This is a genomic window from Treponema saccharophilum DSM 2985 (assembly GCF_000255555.1).
Taxonomy (GTDB): domain Bacteria; phylum Spirochaetota; class Spirochaetia; order Treponematales; family Treponemataceae; genus Treponema_D; species Treponema_D saccharophilum.
On sequence record NZ_AGRW01000034.1, the window covers coordinates 1 to 15,672 of the forward strand.

General features: G+C 43.0%; 13 protein-coding genes. All 13 read left to right on the forward strand.

Features of this window, described 5'->3' with window-relative positions; translation table 11 throughout:
• The first annotated feature begins 192 nt into the window (after nucleotides 1-192).
• The 13 genes from rfbA (at nucleotide 193) to TRESADRAFT_RS02370 (ending at nucleotide 15,651) form a co-directional block, all read left to right on the forward strand.
• Nucleotides 193-1,071: a glucose-1-phosphate thymidylyltransferase RfbA gene (gene rfbA / locus TRESADRAFT_RS02310; protein ID WP_002702461.1), complete on the forward strand. Its 879-nt coding sequence runs from the start codon at nucleotides 193-195 to the stop codon at nucleotides 1,069-1,071.
• A gap of 3 nt (nucleotides 1,072-1,074) precedes the next feature.
• Complete coding sequence (rfbC, locus tag TRESADRAFT_RS02315) at nucleotides 1,075-1,680, forward strand: dTDP-4-dehydrorhamnose 3,5-epimerase (protein WP_002702462.1); 606 nt, start codon at nucleotides 1,075-1,077, stop codon at nucleotides 1,678-1,680.
• Complete coding sequence (gene rfbB, locus TRESADRAFT_RS02320; RefSeq protein ID WP_002702465.1) at nucleotides 1,680-2,819, forward strand: dTDP-glucose 4,6-dehydratase; 1,140 nt, start codon at nucleotides 1,680-1,682, stop codon at nucleotides 2,817-2,819. The genes rfbC and rfbB overlap by 1 nt, the downstream gene beginning before the upstream one ends.
• Nucleotides 2,819-3,715: a dTDP-4-dehydrorhamnose reductase gene (gene rfbD, locus TRESADRAFT_RS02325; RefSeq protein WP_002702466.1), complete on the forward strand. Its 897-nt coding sequence runs from the start codon at nucleotides 2,819-2,821 to the stop codon at nucleotides 3,713-3,715. Before rfbB ends, rfbD begins: the two co-directional genes overlap by 1 nt.
• A gap of 256 nt (nucleotides 3,716-3,971) precedes the next feature.
• Entirely contained in the window at nucleotides 3,972-5,375 is a 1,404-nt protein-coding gene (locus TRESADRAFT_RS02330) for an ATP-binding protein (RefSeq protein ID WP_002702468.1), read from the forward strand.
• 140 nt (nucleotides 5,376-5,515) lie between these two features.
• The gene (locus TRESADRAFT_RS02335) at nucleotides 5,516-6,238 is read left to right on the forward strand and encodes a glycosyltransferase family 2 protein (protein WP_002702470.1); all 723 of its coding nucleotides are present in this window, start codon (nucleotides 5,516-5,518) and stop codon (nucleotides 6,236-6,238) included.
• On the forward strand, nucleotides 6,231-6,581 hold the full coding sequence (locus TRESADRAFT_RS02340) for a DUF2304 domain-containing protein (RefSeq protein ID WP_002702472.1): 351 nt from the start codon (nucleotides 6,231-6,233) through the stop codon (nucleotides 6,579-6,581). The genes TRESADRAFT_RS02335 and TRESADRAFT_RS02340 overlap by 8 nt, the downstream gene beginning before the upstream one ends.
• Nucleotides 6,568-7,821, forward strand: a complete 1,254-nt coding sequence (locus TRESADRAFT_RS02345; protein WP_002702474.1) for a lipopolysaccharide biosynthesis protein — start codon at nucleotides 6,568-6,570, stop codon at nucleotides 7,819-7,821. The genes TRESADRAFT_RS02340 and TRESADRAFT_RS02345 overlap by 14 nt, the downstream gene beginning before the upstream one ends.
• A complete protein-coding gene (locus TRESADRAFT_RS02350; protein ID WP_040842161.1) occupies nucleotides 7,793-10,120 on the forward strand; it encodes a DUF7657 domain-containing protein in 2,328 nt (775 codons plus the stop codon). Before TRESADRAFT_RS02345 ends, TRESADRAFT_RS02350 begins: the two co-directional genes overlap by 29 nt.
• Before the next feature lie 44 nt (nucleotides 10,121-10,164).
• The gene (locus TRESADRAFT_RS02355; protein ID WP_002702478.1) at nucleotides 10,165-10,551 is read left to right on the forward strand and encodes a GtrA family protein; all 387 of its coding nucleotides are present in this window, start codon (nucleotides 10,165-10,167) and stop codon (nucleotides 10,549-10,551) included.
• Nucleotides 10,544-11,521 carry a glycosyltransferase family 2 protein gene (locus TRESADRAFT_RS02360; RefSeq protein ID WP_002702480.1) on the forward strand — a complete coding sequence of 326 codons (978 nt, stop codon included), beginning with the start codon at nucleotides 10,544-10,546 and terminating at the stop codon, nucleotides 11,519-11,521. The genes TRESADRAFT_RS02355 and TRESADRAFT_RS02360 overlap by 8 nt, the downstream gene beginning before the upstream one ends.
• Before the next feature lie 18 nt (nucleotides 11,522-11,539).
• Complete coding sequence (locus TRESADRAFT_RS02365) at nucleotides 11,540-13,600, forward strand: hypothetical protein (protein ID WP_002702482.1); 2,061 nt, start codon at nucleotides 11,540-11,542, stop codon at nucleotides 13,598-13,600.
• 38 nt (nucleotides 13,601-13,638) lie between these two features.
• Nucleotides 13,639-15,651 carry a glycosyltransferase family 2 protein gene (locus TRESADRAFT_RS02370; protein ID WP_002702485.1) on the forward strand — a complete coding sequence of 671 codons (2,013 nt, stop codon included), beginning with the start codon at nucleotides 13,639-13,641 and terminating at the stop codon, nucleotides 15,649-15,651.
• The last annotated feature ends 21 nt before the right edge of the window (nucleotides 15,652-15,672 follow it).

Genomic DNA, 15,672 nt, shown 5'->3' on the forward strand with positions numbered 1-15,672 from the left:
AAAACGTTGCACTTGATTTGACAATTCAAGCGCGAAAAAGTGTTTTTTCGTAATAACTTGCGCTCTCTGTGAAAACGCTTCTTGTGGCTTCATGGTGCTTGGTAGACAAAATTTTTAAAAAAAAATAAGATAACAACATATTTATTTTGTCCTTGCTAATTCAGAATAAGGACGTTTTATGGATGTGGCTCGATGAAAGGAATAATTCTTGCTGGCGGAAGTGGAACCCGCTTGTATCCTATTACACGGTCTGTTTCAAAGCAGATTCTGCCCCTTTATGATAAGCCGATGGTTTATTATCCCCTCTCATGTCTCATGCTTGCCGGAATCCGCGAGATTCTTATTATCTCGACTCCCCGCGATATTTCCTTGTTCGAGGAACTTTTCGGCGACGGAGCGTGGCTCGGAATGAAGTTCGAGTACGCGGTGCAGGACAAGCCGAGGGGGCTTGCGGACGCGTTCATCGTCGGCGCTGACTTCATCGGAGACGACGACGTGGCTCTCGTGCTCGGCGACAACATCTTCTACGGGCAGAGCTTCACGCAGACGCTTAAAAATGCAAAAAGACGTATCGAGGAAAAGAAAAGCGATGCCGTCATCTTCGGCTACATGGTGAAAGACCCGACCGCATACGGCGTGGTCGAGTTCGACATGAACGGCAAAGTCCTCGGAATCGAGGAGAAGCCGAAGGAGCCGAAATCGAACTACGCGGTTCCGGGCCTCTATTTCTACAACAACGAAGTCGTGAAAATCGCGAAGGAAGTGAAGCCGTCCGCCCGCGGGGAAATCGAAATCACGGCCGTGAACAACGCTTACCTTAAAAAAGGGAGCCTCTCGGTCGAACTGCTCGGACGCGGAATGGCATGGCTCGACACGGGAACCTACGACGGTCTTCTTGAGGCGAGCAACTTTATCGCAACGATTCAGAAGAGGCAGGGGTTGTACGTCTCCTGCATCGAGGAAATAGCGTTCAAGAACGGATGGCTCTCAAAGGAGCGGCTCCTTGAGCTTGCCTCGGGGTACAAGACCGACTACGGAACCTATTTGAAATACATTGCGGAGAGGGGCTGAAAAATGGCTTTTGAATTCAAGAAATGCGTGTCATCCGACGGAAAGACTTTTGAGGGACTTTACGAGATACAGCCGAAAGTTTTCGGGGATGCGCGCGGATATTTTTTTGAGGTATACAGCGAGAAGGATTTTTTCGAGGCGGGATTGAAGATGAAGTTCGTCCAGGACAACCAATCTTCTTCGTCGAAAGGCGTCCTTCGCGGCCTGCATTTCCAGACGAGGCATCCGCAGGGAAAACTCGTCCGCGCGGTTTCCGGCAGAGTCTTTGACGTGGCGGTCGATTTGAGAAACGGTTCAGATACATTCGGGAAATACTACGGCGTGATTTTGGACGGCGAAAAGCAGAACCAGTTCTACATCCCTGAAGGGTTCGCCCACGGATTCTACGTTCTTTCAGAGTCGGCGGTGTTCGCCTACAAGTGCACGGATTTTTACGACCCGAAAGGCGAAGGCGGACTCATGTGGAACGACCCGACAATCGGAATCGACTGGAAGGGCGTCGCCCCTGAGATAGAGCCTCTTTTGAGCGAAAAGGACGGAAAACACCCTGCGTTCGACCTGGACGGAAAATATTTTGATTTGAATGGAAAATGGATTGGAGCGCAATGATGTCTAGAAAACTGAAAAACATACTCGTTACCGGCGGAGCGGGGTTCATCGGCTCCAATTTCATCAACTATCTCTTCGGGCTGAGCGCGACCGGCTCGAAGGAATTCATGGACTCTGGCTTCGAGGGCAGAATCGTCAACGTCGACTGTCTCACCTACGCCGGAAACCTTGAGAACCTTGCCATGGTCGAGGAGAAATTCGGAAAAGGCGTGCTAGAGGGGGAGCGGAGATATTTCTTCGAAAAAGTGGACATCTGCGACCGTGCGGAAATCGAGCGGATTTTCAGGCAGTACGACATCGACACCGTAATCCACTTCGCGGCCGAGAGCCATGTCGACCGCTCTATTCTGGGGCCGGAGGCTTTCATCAGGACGAACGTCATGGGAACCTTCACGCTCCTTGACGTCGCCCGCAATTACTGGGGCTGCTCGCTCGGCAATCAGCGCGACGACGTCCTCTTCCACCACATCTCGACCGACGAGGTTTACGGCTCCCTGGGCGAGACAGGCTACTTCACGGAGACGACACCCTACGACCCGCGCTCGCCTTACTCATCAAGCAAGGCAAGCTCAGACCACATCGTGATGGCGTACTACCACACTTATGGTCTTCCAATTACTCTCTCAAACTGCACGAACAACTACGGGCCTTATCAGTTCCCGGAAAAACTTTTGCCTCTCATGATTTCTAACATCCGTGACGGAAAGAATCTTCCTGTTTACGGCGAGGGAAAGAACATCCGCGACTGGATTTACGTGGAGGACCACAACCGCGCAGTCTGGCAGATTGTGAACTCAGGCAGAGCCGGCGAGAAGTACAACATCGGCGGCGAGAACGAATGGCAGAACATAAAACTTCTCCACAAGGTAATCGAGCTTGCTTCGCCGAAAGTCGGGAGAACTGCGGATGAAGTTGAGAAGACAATCGTCCACGTAAAGGACCGTCCCGGCCACGATGCGCGCTACGCAATCGACTGCTCAAAAATAAAAAAGGAACTCGGCTGGGAGCGCAGGATGACCTTCGAGCAGGGCTTACAGCTCACTGTCAATTGGTATTTGGAGCACCAGGAATGGGTGGACCACATCCTCTCCGGCGAATACAAGAACTGGATCAGCGCGAATTACGGTGACAGAAAATAATGGTTTGGATTATCGGAAACAAGGGAATGCTCGGCACGCAGGTCTGCCGCACCCTTTCAGAGAACAAAATTGACTTTCTTGGCACCGACAGCGACGTGTCTATCCTCGATTATACGGCACTTGAAGGATTTGCCGCTGGCAAGAAAATCTCTTTCATCGTGAACTGCGCGGCCTACACAGCAGTGGACAAGGCCGAAAGCGAAACTGAAAAGGCGCGCGCCCTGAATGCGGACGGTCCTCGGAACATCGCGCGTCTTGCAAAGAAACTCGGCGTTCCGTTCATTCATATCTCGACTGACTATGTTTTTGACGGCACGGCATCTTCCCCGATCAGCGAGGACGCCCCGATTAAGCCGATTGGCGTTTACGGCGAGACAAAGGCCGAGGGCGAGAAGGCAATCTCCGAGGAAACGGACGACTTCTACATCCTCCGCACTGCATGGCTCTACGGTTGGAGCGGAAAGAACTTCGTCTATACGATGATTCGGGCGATGAACAGTCACGATTCTGTAAAAGTCGTGAACGACCAGAAGGGCACCCCGACTAACTGCGTCACGCTCGCAAATGTGATTCTGAGAATCATCGGAAAGAGGGCAGAGGGCGAGAGCGTTCAGAACGGAATCTACCATGTGACCGACTTGGGCGAAATCACCTGGTTCGACTTTGCCAAGGAGATTTTCGCTCAAGGCGTGGAACGCGGGCTTGTCACGAACAGGGGCTGCGCCGTGAATCCATGCGCGACGGAAGAATACCCAACACCGGCAAAACGGCCGGCGTATTCCGTGCTGGACAAGACGAAGGTTCAGCGGACGCTGGGGATTACTCTTCCTGACTGGAAGGATTCGCTCGCTGAGTTTTTGCGTTCTGAATCCTTCGACAATGAGCGCATACGGTAACATTGCTTTGTTTCGAGGCAATGCTTCGCCAAAAAATCTGTGATGAAAGCAGTGCGAGAATTTTCTGTCAGGAAAATTCCGTAATTAATATGCGGGTTTTGCGTTGCAAAACTTGTTGAATAAAGACGTAGCAGCGTCTTTGTTCAGGTTCTTTGACATTTCTATCTATAAGTTTGAGTAAAGTAAAAGCGACAAGCTTTGAATTTTATATACTCTAGAGTATAATACTTTGGAGTATATAATTTTGGAGGCGGCTATGTTTTTAGGTCGTAAAGAAGAACTTTCAATAATGGAAGATTTATATAAATCAGCCAGGTTCGAATTCCTCGTGTTGTACGGGCGTAGGAGAATCGGAAAGACTTCGTTGTTGCAAGAATTTTCCCGCAGCCACAAAACATTGATGTATTCGGCTCAGGAAAAAAACGACGCGCTGAATCTTCTTGATTTTTCAAAATCAGTGCAGAACTATTTTGACGGAAGTTTCTTCGGTGAATTCCCTGATTGGGAAGTTGCGTTCGACTACATAACGAAAAAGACATCGGAAAACGAAAAACTTGTGCTGATTGTGGACGAGTTCCCGTTCATCGCACAGGAAAATCCTTCAATAAAAAGCATAATACAGCACACAATCGACAGAAACTGGAAAAACAAAAACATATTCCTGATTCTCTGCGGTTCTAGCGTAAGCTTTATGGAAGACGAAGTGCTTGCCCACAAAAGCCCGCTTTTCGGGCGTTCGACGGCGCACATTGAGCTGAAATCTTTTGATTATCTTGAAAGCGCGGGATTTTTTCCAAAATATTCTGATGCTGACAAGCTGATTTCCTACAGCATTTTGGGCGGCATTCCTTGCTACCTGGAAGCATTTGACCCGGAAAAATCCGTAAAGGAAAATGTCGCGACTCGTATTTTAAAGGAAGGAAGTTTTCTGAAAGACGAGCCGAGTTTTCTGTTGCGGCAAGAACTCCGGGAGACCGCCGTTTACAACAGCATTCTGGAAGCAATTGCAGGCGGAGCGACAAGGATAAATGACATTGCGTCAAAAATCCATGAAGAAAGCCAAAAATGCTCTAAATATTTAAAGACGCTGCAAACAATCCGACTCGTAAAAAAATCGGTTCCGTGCGGAGACGAGGAAAACTCTCGGAAAACAATTTACAGAATCTCGGACAACTATTTTCTGTTCTGGTATCACTTTCTTTTTGAACGAAAAAGCTATTACGAGATTCTTGGCGCAAAAAACGCCGCCGAGGAAATTTTCATGCCGGAAAACCTGAACCAGCATTTGGGTCGTATTTTTGAAGGAATATGCCTTGAATACATGCTCAGGCTCGCAAAGAAAATGAGGCTTCCGTTTATTCCTGAAAATTACGGAAAATGGTGGGGCAACAATCCCGAACGAAAAATGCAGGATGATATTGATGTTCTCATGATGGACAGAAGACACGAGCAAATCATAATCGGCGAATGCAAATTCAAGAACGAGGAATTCGACAAGGCCGATTTTGAGACGATGCTTTCAAGAAAATCAATTTTTCCGCATGCGGCCATCACCTTTTTCTATGCGTTCAGCAAGAGCGGCTTTACAAAATGGGTGCAGGAAAATGCGGACGCAAACAATGTGAAGCTCGTGACAATCGGCGATATGTTTTTGAAATAAATATAAGCAACCGACAGAACAAAACGACATGCAAAAACTCCTTGAACTTATGGACAGAGATGTCAGAAAAAATGCACTGCATTTTTTCTAGGTTTGAGGAGTTTTTTTTTATCTTGATTTATGCAGTGCAGGAGAGCTGAATGAAAGTGTTGCTTATAATTCCGTCATACAATGAAGAAAAGAACGTAAGGCATGTGTATGAATCCATATGTTCTTTCAATATGACATCAGGACAAAAATATTCGTATGTGTTCATAAATGATGGCTCGAAAGATAATACGGAGTGTGAACTGAAAATCTATGCGGCAAATCATATAACGCTTGTGCAAAATCTTGGCATTGGAGGGGCTGTGCAGACTGGATATAAATACGCATATGAGAATGGATATGATATTGCAATTCAGATGGATGGCGACGGCCAGCACGATATAAATTGCGTGAAAAATATCATTGAACCGATTGTGAACAATCAGGCGGATTTGGTAATAGGCTCTAGATTTGTTGAAAAAGCGTCGAGTGAATTTCAGTCATCGTTTTTGCGCAGGCTTGGCATAAAAATGATTTCATTGGCGATAAAGTTGAAGACGGGAAAGCGAATTTACGATACAACGTCTGGATTTCGCGCGGTCAATAGAAAATTGATAGAGGAATTTGCAACCGACTATCCTACGGAATATCCAGAACCGATTTCGTCAACTTTTGCATTGCTGAGCGGATATAAGATATGCGAAGTTCCTGTCGCTATGCATGAACGAGTGTCAGGCGTGTCCTCAATTCGAGCGTGGAAAAATGTGTATTACATGATCAATGTAGTTCTTTCGATATTACTTTTGCGTGGAAAAAAGAGGATGCCACATGATTAGTATCAATCTTAGAATATTGCTCATAATAGTTTCTGTAATCATTTCGGTTATTTCGCTTAAATTGATTCGAAAAGGAAGTTTGTCGGTAAAATATGCGCTTTTTTGGCTTTCAGCCGCGCTCATATTGTTGCTGGTTGGGCTGATTCCAAATCAAATAGGTCTGCTTACGAAATTTGTGGGTTTTGAAGCGACATCCAACTTTGTTACAGGTGTTTTGCTACTCATTCTGCTTGCTATTTGTCTCATGCTCACGTTGGTTGTTTCCAAACTGCGAAAATCGATAACCCTGCTGGTGCAGGAACTTTCGATGCTCAAGAAGGTTGTGGATGATGAAAAAAAATGAAGAACGCATCGCCAACGGATTTGTATGGAACATCTTGGGCTTGACATTCAACAACTTCAATTCTCTTTTTTTTCTGGTGATTGTAAAGCGAATAAACGGCATTGAAGTTGCTGGCGTTTTTGCCTACGGCTATGCTGTCGCATGTTTTTTGTATGTTTTCTCACTGTTCTATAATCGTGCCTTTCAGATTTCAAACGAGCACATTTCGGACAAGGCTTATGTTTTTTCCAGACTTGTTTTTTGCGGATTGTCTTTTGTGCTGAGTTGTTTTGTTGCCCTGTTTTCATCACAAACGCTTTTTAAATTTTTGACCATAGTCGGTTTGTGCCTTTTTAGAAATCTTGAAGCGGCCAGCGATGTTTTTCAAGGAATTGCCCATAAGAACAACCGCCTTGACTACGCCGGAAAGTCTTTATTCGTGAAGTCGTTTTTGGGGCTTGTCATTTTTTGGCTGGTGGACTATCTGACAAAACGTGCAGAACTTGCAGTCTGCGCACTTGCCACTTTAAATTTCTTCGGTCTTATCTTTGATTGGTTGTATGTAAAAACGCATTTTGTTTTAAATCAGGGGAGTAAGAAAGATATAGCACTTATACTAAAATCTGCAACTCCCATTTTGATTTTTTCCGCCCTCGGCATGCTTCTTTTGAATATGCAAAAATATCTCATTGGATTGTTTCATGAGGATAGTTTTGGAACCATTTTCAATATACTTGTGATGCCTGCAACTATAATGAGTCTTTGTAGTCAGTATCTCATAAATCCTTTCATGAATATCATGGCAAAGGCTTTGAATGAATGTAATCATCGGGCGTTTTTTAAGATTGTCATGAATCTTTCTATCGCCCTCATTTTGATTGGTCTTTTTGTCTGCTTTGCTGCAAAGATTTTTGGAATAAGGCTCATGGAAATTGTTTATGACATGAGCCTTGTTGGTTATGCATATCTTATTTTGCTGGTGATTTTTTCTTCAAGTTTCTATGCGCTTGTGCAGTTGTTCTCTTCTGCGCTTACTGTAATGGGAAAGAATTTCATGCAGCCGTTTTTGTATGCGGTTTCTGCGGTTGCAGGCGGAGCGTTGTCCGTGCTTTTCATGAAAAGAGACGTTGTTGCTGGGGCTTTATACGGATATGCAATAAGCATGCTTGTGCTTTTTGTGCTGTATATGTTCGTTTTTTTTGTTCAGGTTCGTAGAATTCAGGGGGAAAAAAGTGAAATCAAAACTTTCCACAACTTGTGACTTCTTGTTCAGATACAGATTCGTCATCGCTTTTTTCATTTTTGTGCTGTGCGTTCTTTTTGAAATTTCAGGCTCATCAATCGGAATGTGGTGCTCTTATTTTGGAGAAGAAGACAAGGATATTCTGTTTGGCGTTTCTCGTCCTATCAGAAGTGACGAATGGGCTGTTTTTACGCCAATGGGAATGAGCCAATATTACAATTACTCTGGAAGCTTCCCTTATTTCAGCGATACTGTCAGAGCTTGTCCGACAGATGTCTTTCTCGAATATGGCCAAGCTGTAAAAAATCCACTCGTTGTTTTTCGACCGTTCTATTGGGGCTATTTGTTTCTGCCTGTCGCAAAAGGAATGTCTTTTTTTTGGTGCGGCAGATTGCTTGCGCTCTTGCTGGTATCTTTTGAATTTGGACTTTTGATTACCAATAAAAGAAAACTTCTTTCGCTTACAATGGCGATAATGATAGCATTCGCGCCACCTGTTCAATGGTGGTTCGCAAACACCGGCCTGGTTGAAATGCTCATCTACATGCAGCTTTCCGTTTTGATGCTGCAAAAATACATGACAGACTCAAGATTTGCTTTCAGGTTGCTGTATCTTTTTGTCATTGTCATTTGTGCTGGCGGATATGTCCTTACATTTTATCCGTCATGGATGATTCCGTTCGCGTACATTTTGCTTGCTTTGGCCTTGTGGGTGTTCATCGAGAATCTAAAAAATTGCAAAATGCGCATTTCTGATTGGCTGAGCATCGGCGTCTCTGTGCTGATTTTCGCAGTTTCAATGATTTATTTTTACCACATGTCCAAGGAAACAATTCGTTCTCTTATGGCTACGGTGTATCCGGGAAGCCGTTTTGAGACTGGCGGGGGAATGCTTAATTTGTTGTTCCTGTATATTACTAATATATGGCATGCAGTCCTTGGAGATGGTGCATTGGTAAATGTATGCGAAAGCAGCTATTTCATTGATTTTTTCCCTGTGTGTTGGATTCTGCCTGTTTTGGCATTGCTTAGAAGTCAAAAAAAGGACATGTTGCTTCAATTTTTGCTCTTCGTCAGCGCCATTCTCGGCATATACTGCGTATTTGGCTTCCCAAAGACACTTTCAAAAATTTCTTTGTTGAGCAATTGTCAGGCCACCCGGGTTTTGGTTGCTTTAGGGTTTTGCAATGTCCTTCTTTTGATACGGACCCTTTCTCAGCCTTGCTCTGTTTGCTCTTCTTCTGTTTTGAAGTCTGTCGCTGGTTCCTTTGTGACAGTTTTCATTGCCGTTCAAGCATGCAAGACATTGAATACAGGCTTTCTTTATAAAAACAAAGTAATATTATTTGGAACAATACTTACATTTTTTGTTTTGTATTTCTGCCTTTTGTCATTCAAGTCAAAAAGGCGTTTTGTATGGATTTCTGGAACGATTGCCGTGACTTTGTTCTCAAGTCTCCTTGCAAATCCCGTTCGCCATGGAATTAAATCAGTTGAGAATATTTCTGTCCTCAAGACATGGAGGGAGACACATCTCCAGAAGCCTGATGCAAAATGGCTGATTGAGAATTGCGACTATCCTATTACTAATTCAGGCTTGTTGATTGGTATTCCAGCAATCAATTCAACAAATGTTTATCCAAACCTTGACAGATGGCACTTGATTGACCCTGAAAGAAAATATGAAACCGTATACAACAGGTATGCCCATATATCAATGAAACTAGAAGAGGTTCCTGCCGCGTCTTTTGACTTGTTGAATCCAGATTGGTTTTCATGCACATTGTCTATTTCTGACGCAAAAAAACTTGGCGTTTCATTTGTCATGAGCAACAGAAAATTGTTCTCTTACATTTATAGCGGTGATATGACTTTGCTTGCAGAAGCGAACGGTTTCTATTTTTACAAGATAAATGAAGTCGCAGTTCCAATGGAAATTTTGGGCGATGAACTTCCATCTTTCGAGCCAACAGAAACTTCCTTCCCTTATTTCATAGACTCAGAGAACATATCATCACGCGCGATTTCACTCGCTGGCTGGGCATACCACGAAAACGATGATTGCGATGTTTACATTGGCATCGAAGATAAAACATTCAAGGCACAGAAGGTTCATCGACCTGACGTAAAGGAAGCGTTCTGTTTAGAAAATGATACTCAAGGTTTTTCTGCGACGATACCGCTTGAATCTGATTTGCAGAGCTACACTTTGTATCTCGTGAACAACAGCAAGAAGGAAATCTACAGGAAGACGATTTCAATTTCCAAATCAGACGACTTGGATGAACTTTTTTCAAATGCGGTGGATGTTGAATAACGGTATTTCAATCTATGCTGACAGTTTTTTTTGATAAAAGACTTATGAAATTTCTCATCGTCGGTGTGGCAAACACCCTTGTCGGGGCGGGGCTTATGTTCCTGCTTTACAATGTGTTCGGCTGCTCATACTGGATTTCTTCTGCCTGCAATTACATTGCGGGAGGAATCCTGAGTTTTTTCCTAAACAAATTTTTTACATTCAAGAACAAACAGAAAAGCGCAAGACAAATTTTTTTCTTTATCGCGCTGCTTGTCGTCTGCTACCTTGTGGCTTATGTCGGGGCAAAACAGGCGGTGTTCTGCATTTTTGGAAATCTTGGCGAAAAGACAAAAGGAAACATAGCGATGTGTGCGGGAATTTTTATTTATACAGCACTCAATTATCTGGGACAAAGATTTTTAGTGTTCAAGGAGGATAAGAATGACTAGTCGGAATTATTTAGGGGGGGGGAAATGTATAGTATATCTTATAATCCCATGCTACAACGAAGAAGCAGTCCTTCCAGAAACAAGCGGTATATTTCTCGAAAAAATACTGACACTGGTAAAAAATGGAAAAATCAGCGACGAAAGCAGAATTCTGTTCGTGAACGACGGCTCAAAAGACAAGACATGGGAAATAATCAAGAATCTCTCTTCTTCTGACAGGCATTTCATCGGAATCTCACAGAGCAGAAACCGCGGTCATCAGAACGCAGTCCTTGCAGGTCTCATGGAGGCGAAGGACAAATGCGATGTCGCGATTTCGGTGGATTGCGACGGTCAGGACGACATAAATGCCGTTGACGAGATGATTGAGAAATATACTGCTGGGGCAGAAATCGTATACGGAGTGCGGAGTGCAAGGAAAACGGACACATTCTTCAAACGAACAACAGCCGAAGGCTTCTACAAGGTTCTCCGTTGGATGGGGGCTGAGACTGTTTACAATCACGCAGATTACAGGCTTGTTTCGAGCCGAGTCCTAAAAGAATTCGCAAACTTCAAGGAAGTGAATCTGTTTCTTCGCGGGCTTTTCCCTCTCGTCGGATTCAAAAGCGCCATTGTTTATTATGAACGACACGAACGCATCGCTGGAGAAAGCCATTATCCGCTCAACAAGATGCTCGGTCTTGCATGGAATGGAATCACTTCTTTGAGCGTAAAGCCTTTGCACCTGATTATCGGACTCGGCTTATTAGTTTCCGCACTGAGTTTTGTCGCGGTTATCTGGTCCGTCGTCATGCAGCTGCTCGGAAAAACCGTTGCAGGATGGGCAAGCACGACGAGCATAATCGCCTTTTTGGGTGGAGTCCAGCTTCTTTCAATCGGCGTGATTGGAGAATATGTGGGAAAGATTTACATGGAAGTAAAACATCGCCCGCGGTATATCATAAGTGAGAGAGCGGGAGATTTTTAATAAATGAGGAAGTTTACGATGATAACAGAAAATGCAGGCAAAATAAGGGAATGTATTTGCAGTGTACTATTGGTATTCGTTTGTTTTATTTTTTATTTCGTATGGTCTCTGCATTTGCCTATGAATTTGTCACCTGATGAATATCTTCGTTATCAAATACCCGTTTGGATATTTGAGCATGGCAGACTTCCTGTTGGAAATGAACCTGAACTTATAAACAATGTTTGGGGCTTTTCTTATGGATTTGTGCCTTATACGCCATCCTTAGTTAGTATATTTTTTATGTTTCTAGTATCGTTTTTTACAAATTCTTCAGAAGCGTTTTTTCACGCAGCTCGTATGCCAAATGTCTTATTTGGAGCAGGAACTGTTCTTTTGTGCTTGTTGATTGGTAAAGAGTTTTTCAGGCGAAAAGAAACAAAATATCTTTTTGCAGCTTTGGTTGGTTTTTTACCGCAGTTTGCCTTTTTAAGCAGTTATTTGAATAATGACAATTTTTCTGTTTTTTGCAGTGCAATTATACTTCTTGCATGGATAAGAGGTATAAAATACACATGGTCCATTAAAAACTGCGTTTTGCTTTCCATAGGAATTGGACTCACAGCTATCTCGTATTACAATGCGTTTGGTTGGATTTTATGTAGTATTTTTCTTGTTTTCTTTTCGATTTTTTGTAATAAAACTCTTGAAAAAAAGACAGTTATCTTTTTAAGAATTTTTTTTATTGTTTTTTGTATCTCATTCGCAATTGCAGGTTGGTTTTTTGTAAGAAATTTTATAATTCATGAAGGCGACATATTTGGTTTGAGAAGTTGCGATTTGTGTGGTGAACAGAATGCCCGATTTGATTTGAAACCTTCAAACAGATCAACTCCTAAAAATCAAGGGCTGGCTTTTGATTCTATTCTCTTTAGTACTGCATGGCATAAGCTCACTATACGTTCTTTTTTTTGCGTGCTTGGCTATATGAATATATTTGCTGATGACTATGTTTATGCAATTTACTATATGTTTGTTATTATGGGTATCATTGGTTTTGTTTTGAATGCAAGAATATATCTTCCCATCCTGTCAAAAGGATTGTTACCCATGCTAATAGCTTGCATAGTCATACCATATGCGTTGTCGATGTACCGTTCCTATTCAACTGACTATCAGCCACAAGGTCGTTATGTCATGCCAGCTTTATTGCCACTGCAATTATTCGTCGCATCAGGATATGAAACATTGTCTGAAAAGACTAAAAAAATCATACCACTTTCGGCTGCAGCTTGTGTTCTCGTTTCATATTTGATTCTTTTTTCCATAGTATTCTTTACTGTAATTTACCCAATCTGCTGGGGAATTTACGGTGTATCAAAAGTAACTACATTACCGTCCAATCCTGTCATAGCTCGTGATTTTTCTTATTGTATTGACGCAGAAGATTTTTCTCAGCCAAATGAGACAAAAATATCTGGCTGGGCCTTTTTTGAGAATGACAATTGCGATGCATATATATATGCCAATGAAAAATATTATACGACAAGAAAAGTTTTGCGGTCCGATGTTAAAGATGCGTTTAGGTTAAAATCCTCTAGAAAGGGATTTGAAGCTATTATTCCAGAAAAATTTCTATATTACAAATTAATTCTTGTGAATAAATCTAGAAAGGAAAACTATTGCAAAATTATTCATGAAGAGCTTGCTTCAAGTGACAATCTGCTGAATCTTCTTCATTATAAGTTTGCAAACGATAATTCCTTCCCGTTTTTCATTGACTCAGAGGATTTGTCAGACGACACGCTCTCTCTTAGTGGCTGGGCTTACAACGAAAACGACGATTGCGATGTGTACATTGGCATCAAAGATAAAACATTCAAGACTGAGATGGTTCATCGACCTGACGTAAAGGAAGCTTTCGGTCTCGAATCTGATACTCAAGGTTTTTCTGCGGCGATACCTTTTGAATCAGATTTACAGAGCTACACTTTGTATCTCGTGAACAACAGCAAGAAGGAAATCTACAAGAAGACGATTTCAATTTCCAAATCAGACGACTTGGATGAACTCTTTTCAAATGCGGCGGATGTTGAATGACGGATTCCGGCATAAAAAATAAATAGGAGTTTTGTTTTATGACAGAAAATGAATTGCAGTCACAGATTCAGGAGCTGAAATCGCAGCTTGAGACAAGAGACTCTCAACTGAATGCTTTGATTTCAGAGATAAATTCTCTTCACAATTCCCGGAGCTGGAAAATCTCAAAGCCTGTGCGTGTTGCGGGAAAGATTGCGAGAAAAATACTTCCTCGGAAAGTGAAGACCGTGATTCGGATATTCAGGCAGAGCGGAATGAAGGGTGTGTGCGCAAAAATCTCCCAAAAACTCCGACACGACGTCGCGATGCAGAAGAATATAAGCGATGAAATGCGCGCGTCTTGGAATCGTCGTCACGATTTTGTCCTTGAGCCGCTCGCTTTTGGAGTGGGTGCTGATGTTTACAAGAGGCAAAAGAAATACAAATTTTCCAGGAAAATCAAATTCAGCATCCTTGTGCCCCTCTACAATACTCCAAAGGATTTTTTGCAGGAGATGATAGGTTCGTGCTTGTTCCAGACTTATGAAAACTGGGAGCTTTGCCTTGCCGACGGAAGCGATGCGGAACATGGCTATGTCCAGGCACTTTGCGAAGAAATTGCACAAAAAGACAGCCGCATAAAATACAAAAAGCTTGAAAAAAATGGAGGAATCTCGGAGAACACGAACGAGTGCGTCAAGATGGCGACGGGCGACTACATCAGTCTGTTCGACCACGATGATTTGCTGCATCCTTCGGCACTGTTCGAGACGATGAGGGCAATCTGCGAAAAGGACGCGGAGTTCGTGTATACGGACGAGGCGGTCTTTAAAAGCCCTGATTTGCATAAAATAACCTTCATGAACTTCAAGCCTGACTTTGCGCCCGATTATCTAAACGGTAATAATTACATCACCCACTTTTGCAGTTTCGCAAAAGGATTACAGGAATCAATAGGGCTGTTCAATTCTGAATGTGATGGCGCGCAGGATTATGATTTTATTCTACGCTTATCGGAAAATACAAAACGAATATCTCATGTACCAAAGTGTTTGTATTATTGGCGTGCGTCACCAACTTCAACAGCAAGCGGAGCGCAAGCAAAATCATATACGACAGACGCCGGAAAAACCGCACTTGAACAGCATATTGCCCGGTGTGGTATTGATGCAACGGTGGCATACGGAAAACTTCCCAATACTTATAAAATCAATTACGCCATAAAAGGTTCACCGCTTGTTTCCATCTTGATTCCGAGCTATGAGCACTGGCAGACGCTCAAAAAGTGCGTTGACTCAATCAAAAAACTTTCCACCTATAAGAATTATGAAATCATCGTCATCGAGAACAACAGCAAAGAACAGGTGACTTTTGATTACTACGACTCATTGAAAGCTGATGAGAAAATAAAAATTATCACATGGGAAGGCAAATTTAATTATTCCGCCATAAATAATTTCGGCTTCAAGCATGCGAAAGGCGACTATATCCTTTTGCTTAACAACGACACCGAGGTAATTTCCCCAAACTGGATTGAAGAAATGCTGATGTTCGCGCAGCGCGCTGATGTTGGCGCAGTGGGGGCGATGCTCTATTATCCTGATGATAAGATACAGCATGCTGGTGTTATTGTTGGACTTGGTGGTTATGCTGCTCATTCACATCGTATGTGGAGTCGTGGTTCCTTCGGTTATGTAGGGAGGCTTTCAATAGTTCAGAATTATTCTGCTGTTACGGCGGCTTGTGTAATGATTCCTCGAACGGTATATGAAAAAGTAAACGGTTTGGACGAAACATTTGAGGTCGCATACAATGATGTAGATTTGTGCCTACGAATACGCAAAGCAGGCTATCTTATTGTATGGACCCCTTATGCAGAATTGTATCATTATGAATCAAAAAGCAGAGGTTATGAGGATACTCCTGAAAAGTTGAAACGTTTTGCGGAAGAAAAAAAGAAATTGAGTTTGCGGTGGCAACAGACTCTATCTTCTGACCCTTACTACAATCCAAACCTCACATTAGACCACGAGGATTTCTCGGTTGTTGGGAAAGTTTTTCCTGAAGAATGAACGCTAAGTAGTAAAAGCTAT

What these genes read in the sequence shown, in the direction of transcription:
- TRESADRAFT_RS02365 (WP_002702482.1), top strand. Translation starts at nt 11,540, where the DNA reads ATGATAACAGAAAATGCAGGCAAAATAAGGGAATGTATTTGCAGTGTA.
- TRESADRAFT_RS02335 (WP_002702470.1), top strand. Translation starts at nt 5,516, where the DNA reads ATGAAAGTGTTGCTTATAATTCCGTCATACAATGAAGAAAAGAACGTA.
- rfbD (WP_002702466.1), top strand. Translation starts at nt 2,819, where the DNA reads ATGGTTTGGATTATCGGAAACAAGGGAATGCTCGGCACGCAGGTCTGC.
- TRESADRAFT_RS02345 (WP_002702474.1), top strand. Translation starts at nt 6,568, where the DNA reads ATGAAAAAAAATGAAGAACGCATCGCCAACGGATTTGTATGGAACATC.
- TRESADRAFT_RS02340 (WP_002702472.1), top strand. Translation starts at nt 6,231, where the DNA reads ATGATTAGTATCAATCTTAGAATATTGCTCATAATAGTTTCTGTAATC.
- TRESADRAFT_RS02360 (WP_002702480.1), top strand. Translation starts at nt 10,544, where the DNA reads ATGACTAGTCGGAATTATTTAGGGGGGGGGAAATGTATAGTATATCTT.
- rfbB (WP_002702465.1), top strand. Translation starts at nt 1,680, where the DNA reads ATGTCTAGAAAACTGAAAAACATACTCGTTACCGGCGGAGCGGGGTTC.
- TRESADRAFT_RS02355 (WP_002702478.1), top strand. Translation starts at nt 10,165, where the DNA reads ATGAAATTTCTCATCGTCGGTGTGGCAAACACCCTTGTCGGGGCGGGG.
- TRESADRAFT_RS02330 (WP_002702468.1), top strand. Translation starts at nt 3,972, where the DNA reads ATGTTTTTAGGTCGTAAAGAAGAACTTTCAATAATGGAAGATTTATAT.
- rfbC (WP_002702462.1), top strand. Translation starts at nt 1,075, where the DNA reads ATGGCTTTTGAATTCAAGAAATGCGTGTCATCCGACGGAAAGACTTTT.
- rfbA (WP_002702461.1), top strand. Translation starts at nt 193, where the DNA reads ATGAAAGGAATAATTCTTGCTGGCGGAAGTGGAACCCGCTTGTATCCT.
- TRESADRAFT_RS02370 (WP_002702485.1), top strand. Translation starts at nt 13,639, where the DNA reads ATGACAGAAAATGAATTGCAGTCACAGATTCAGGAGCTGAAATCGCAG.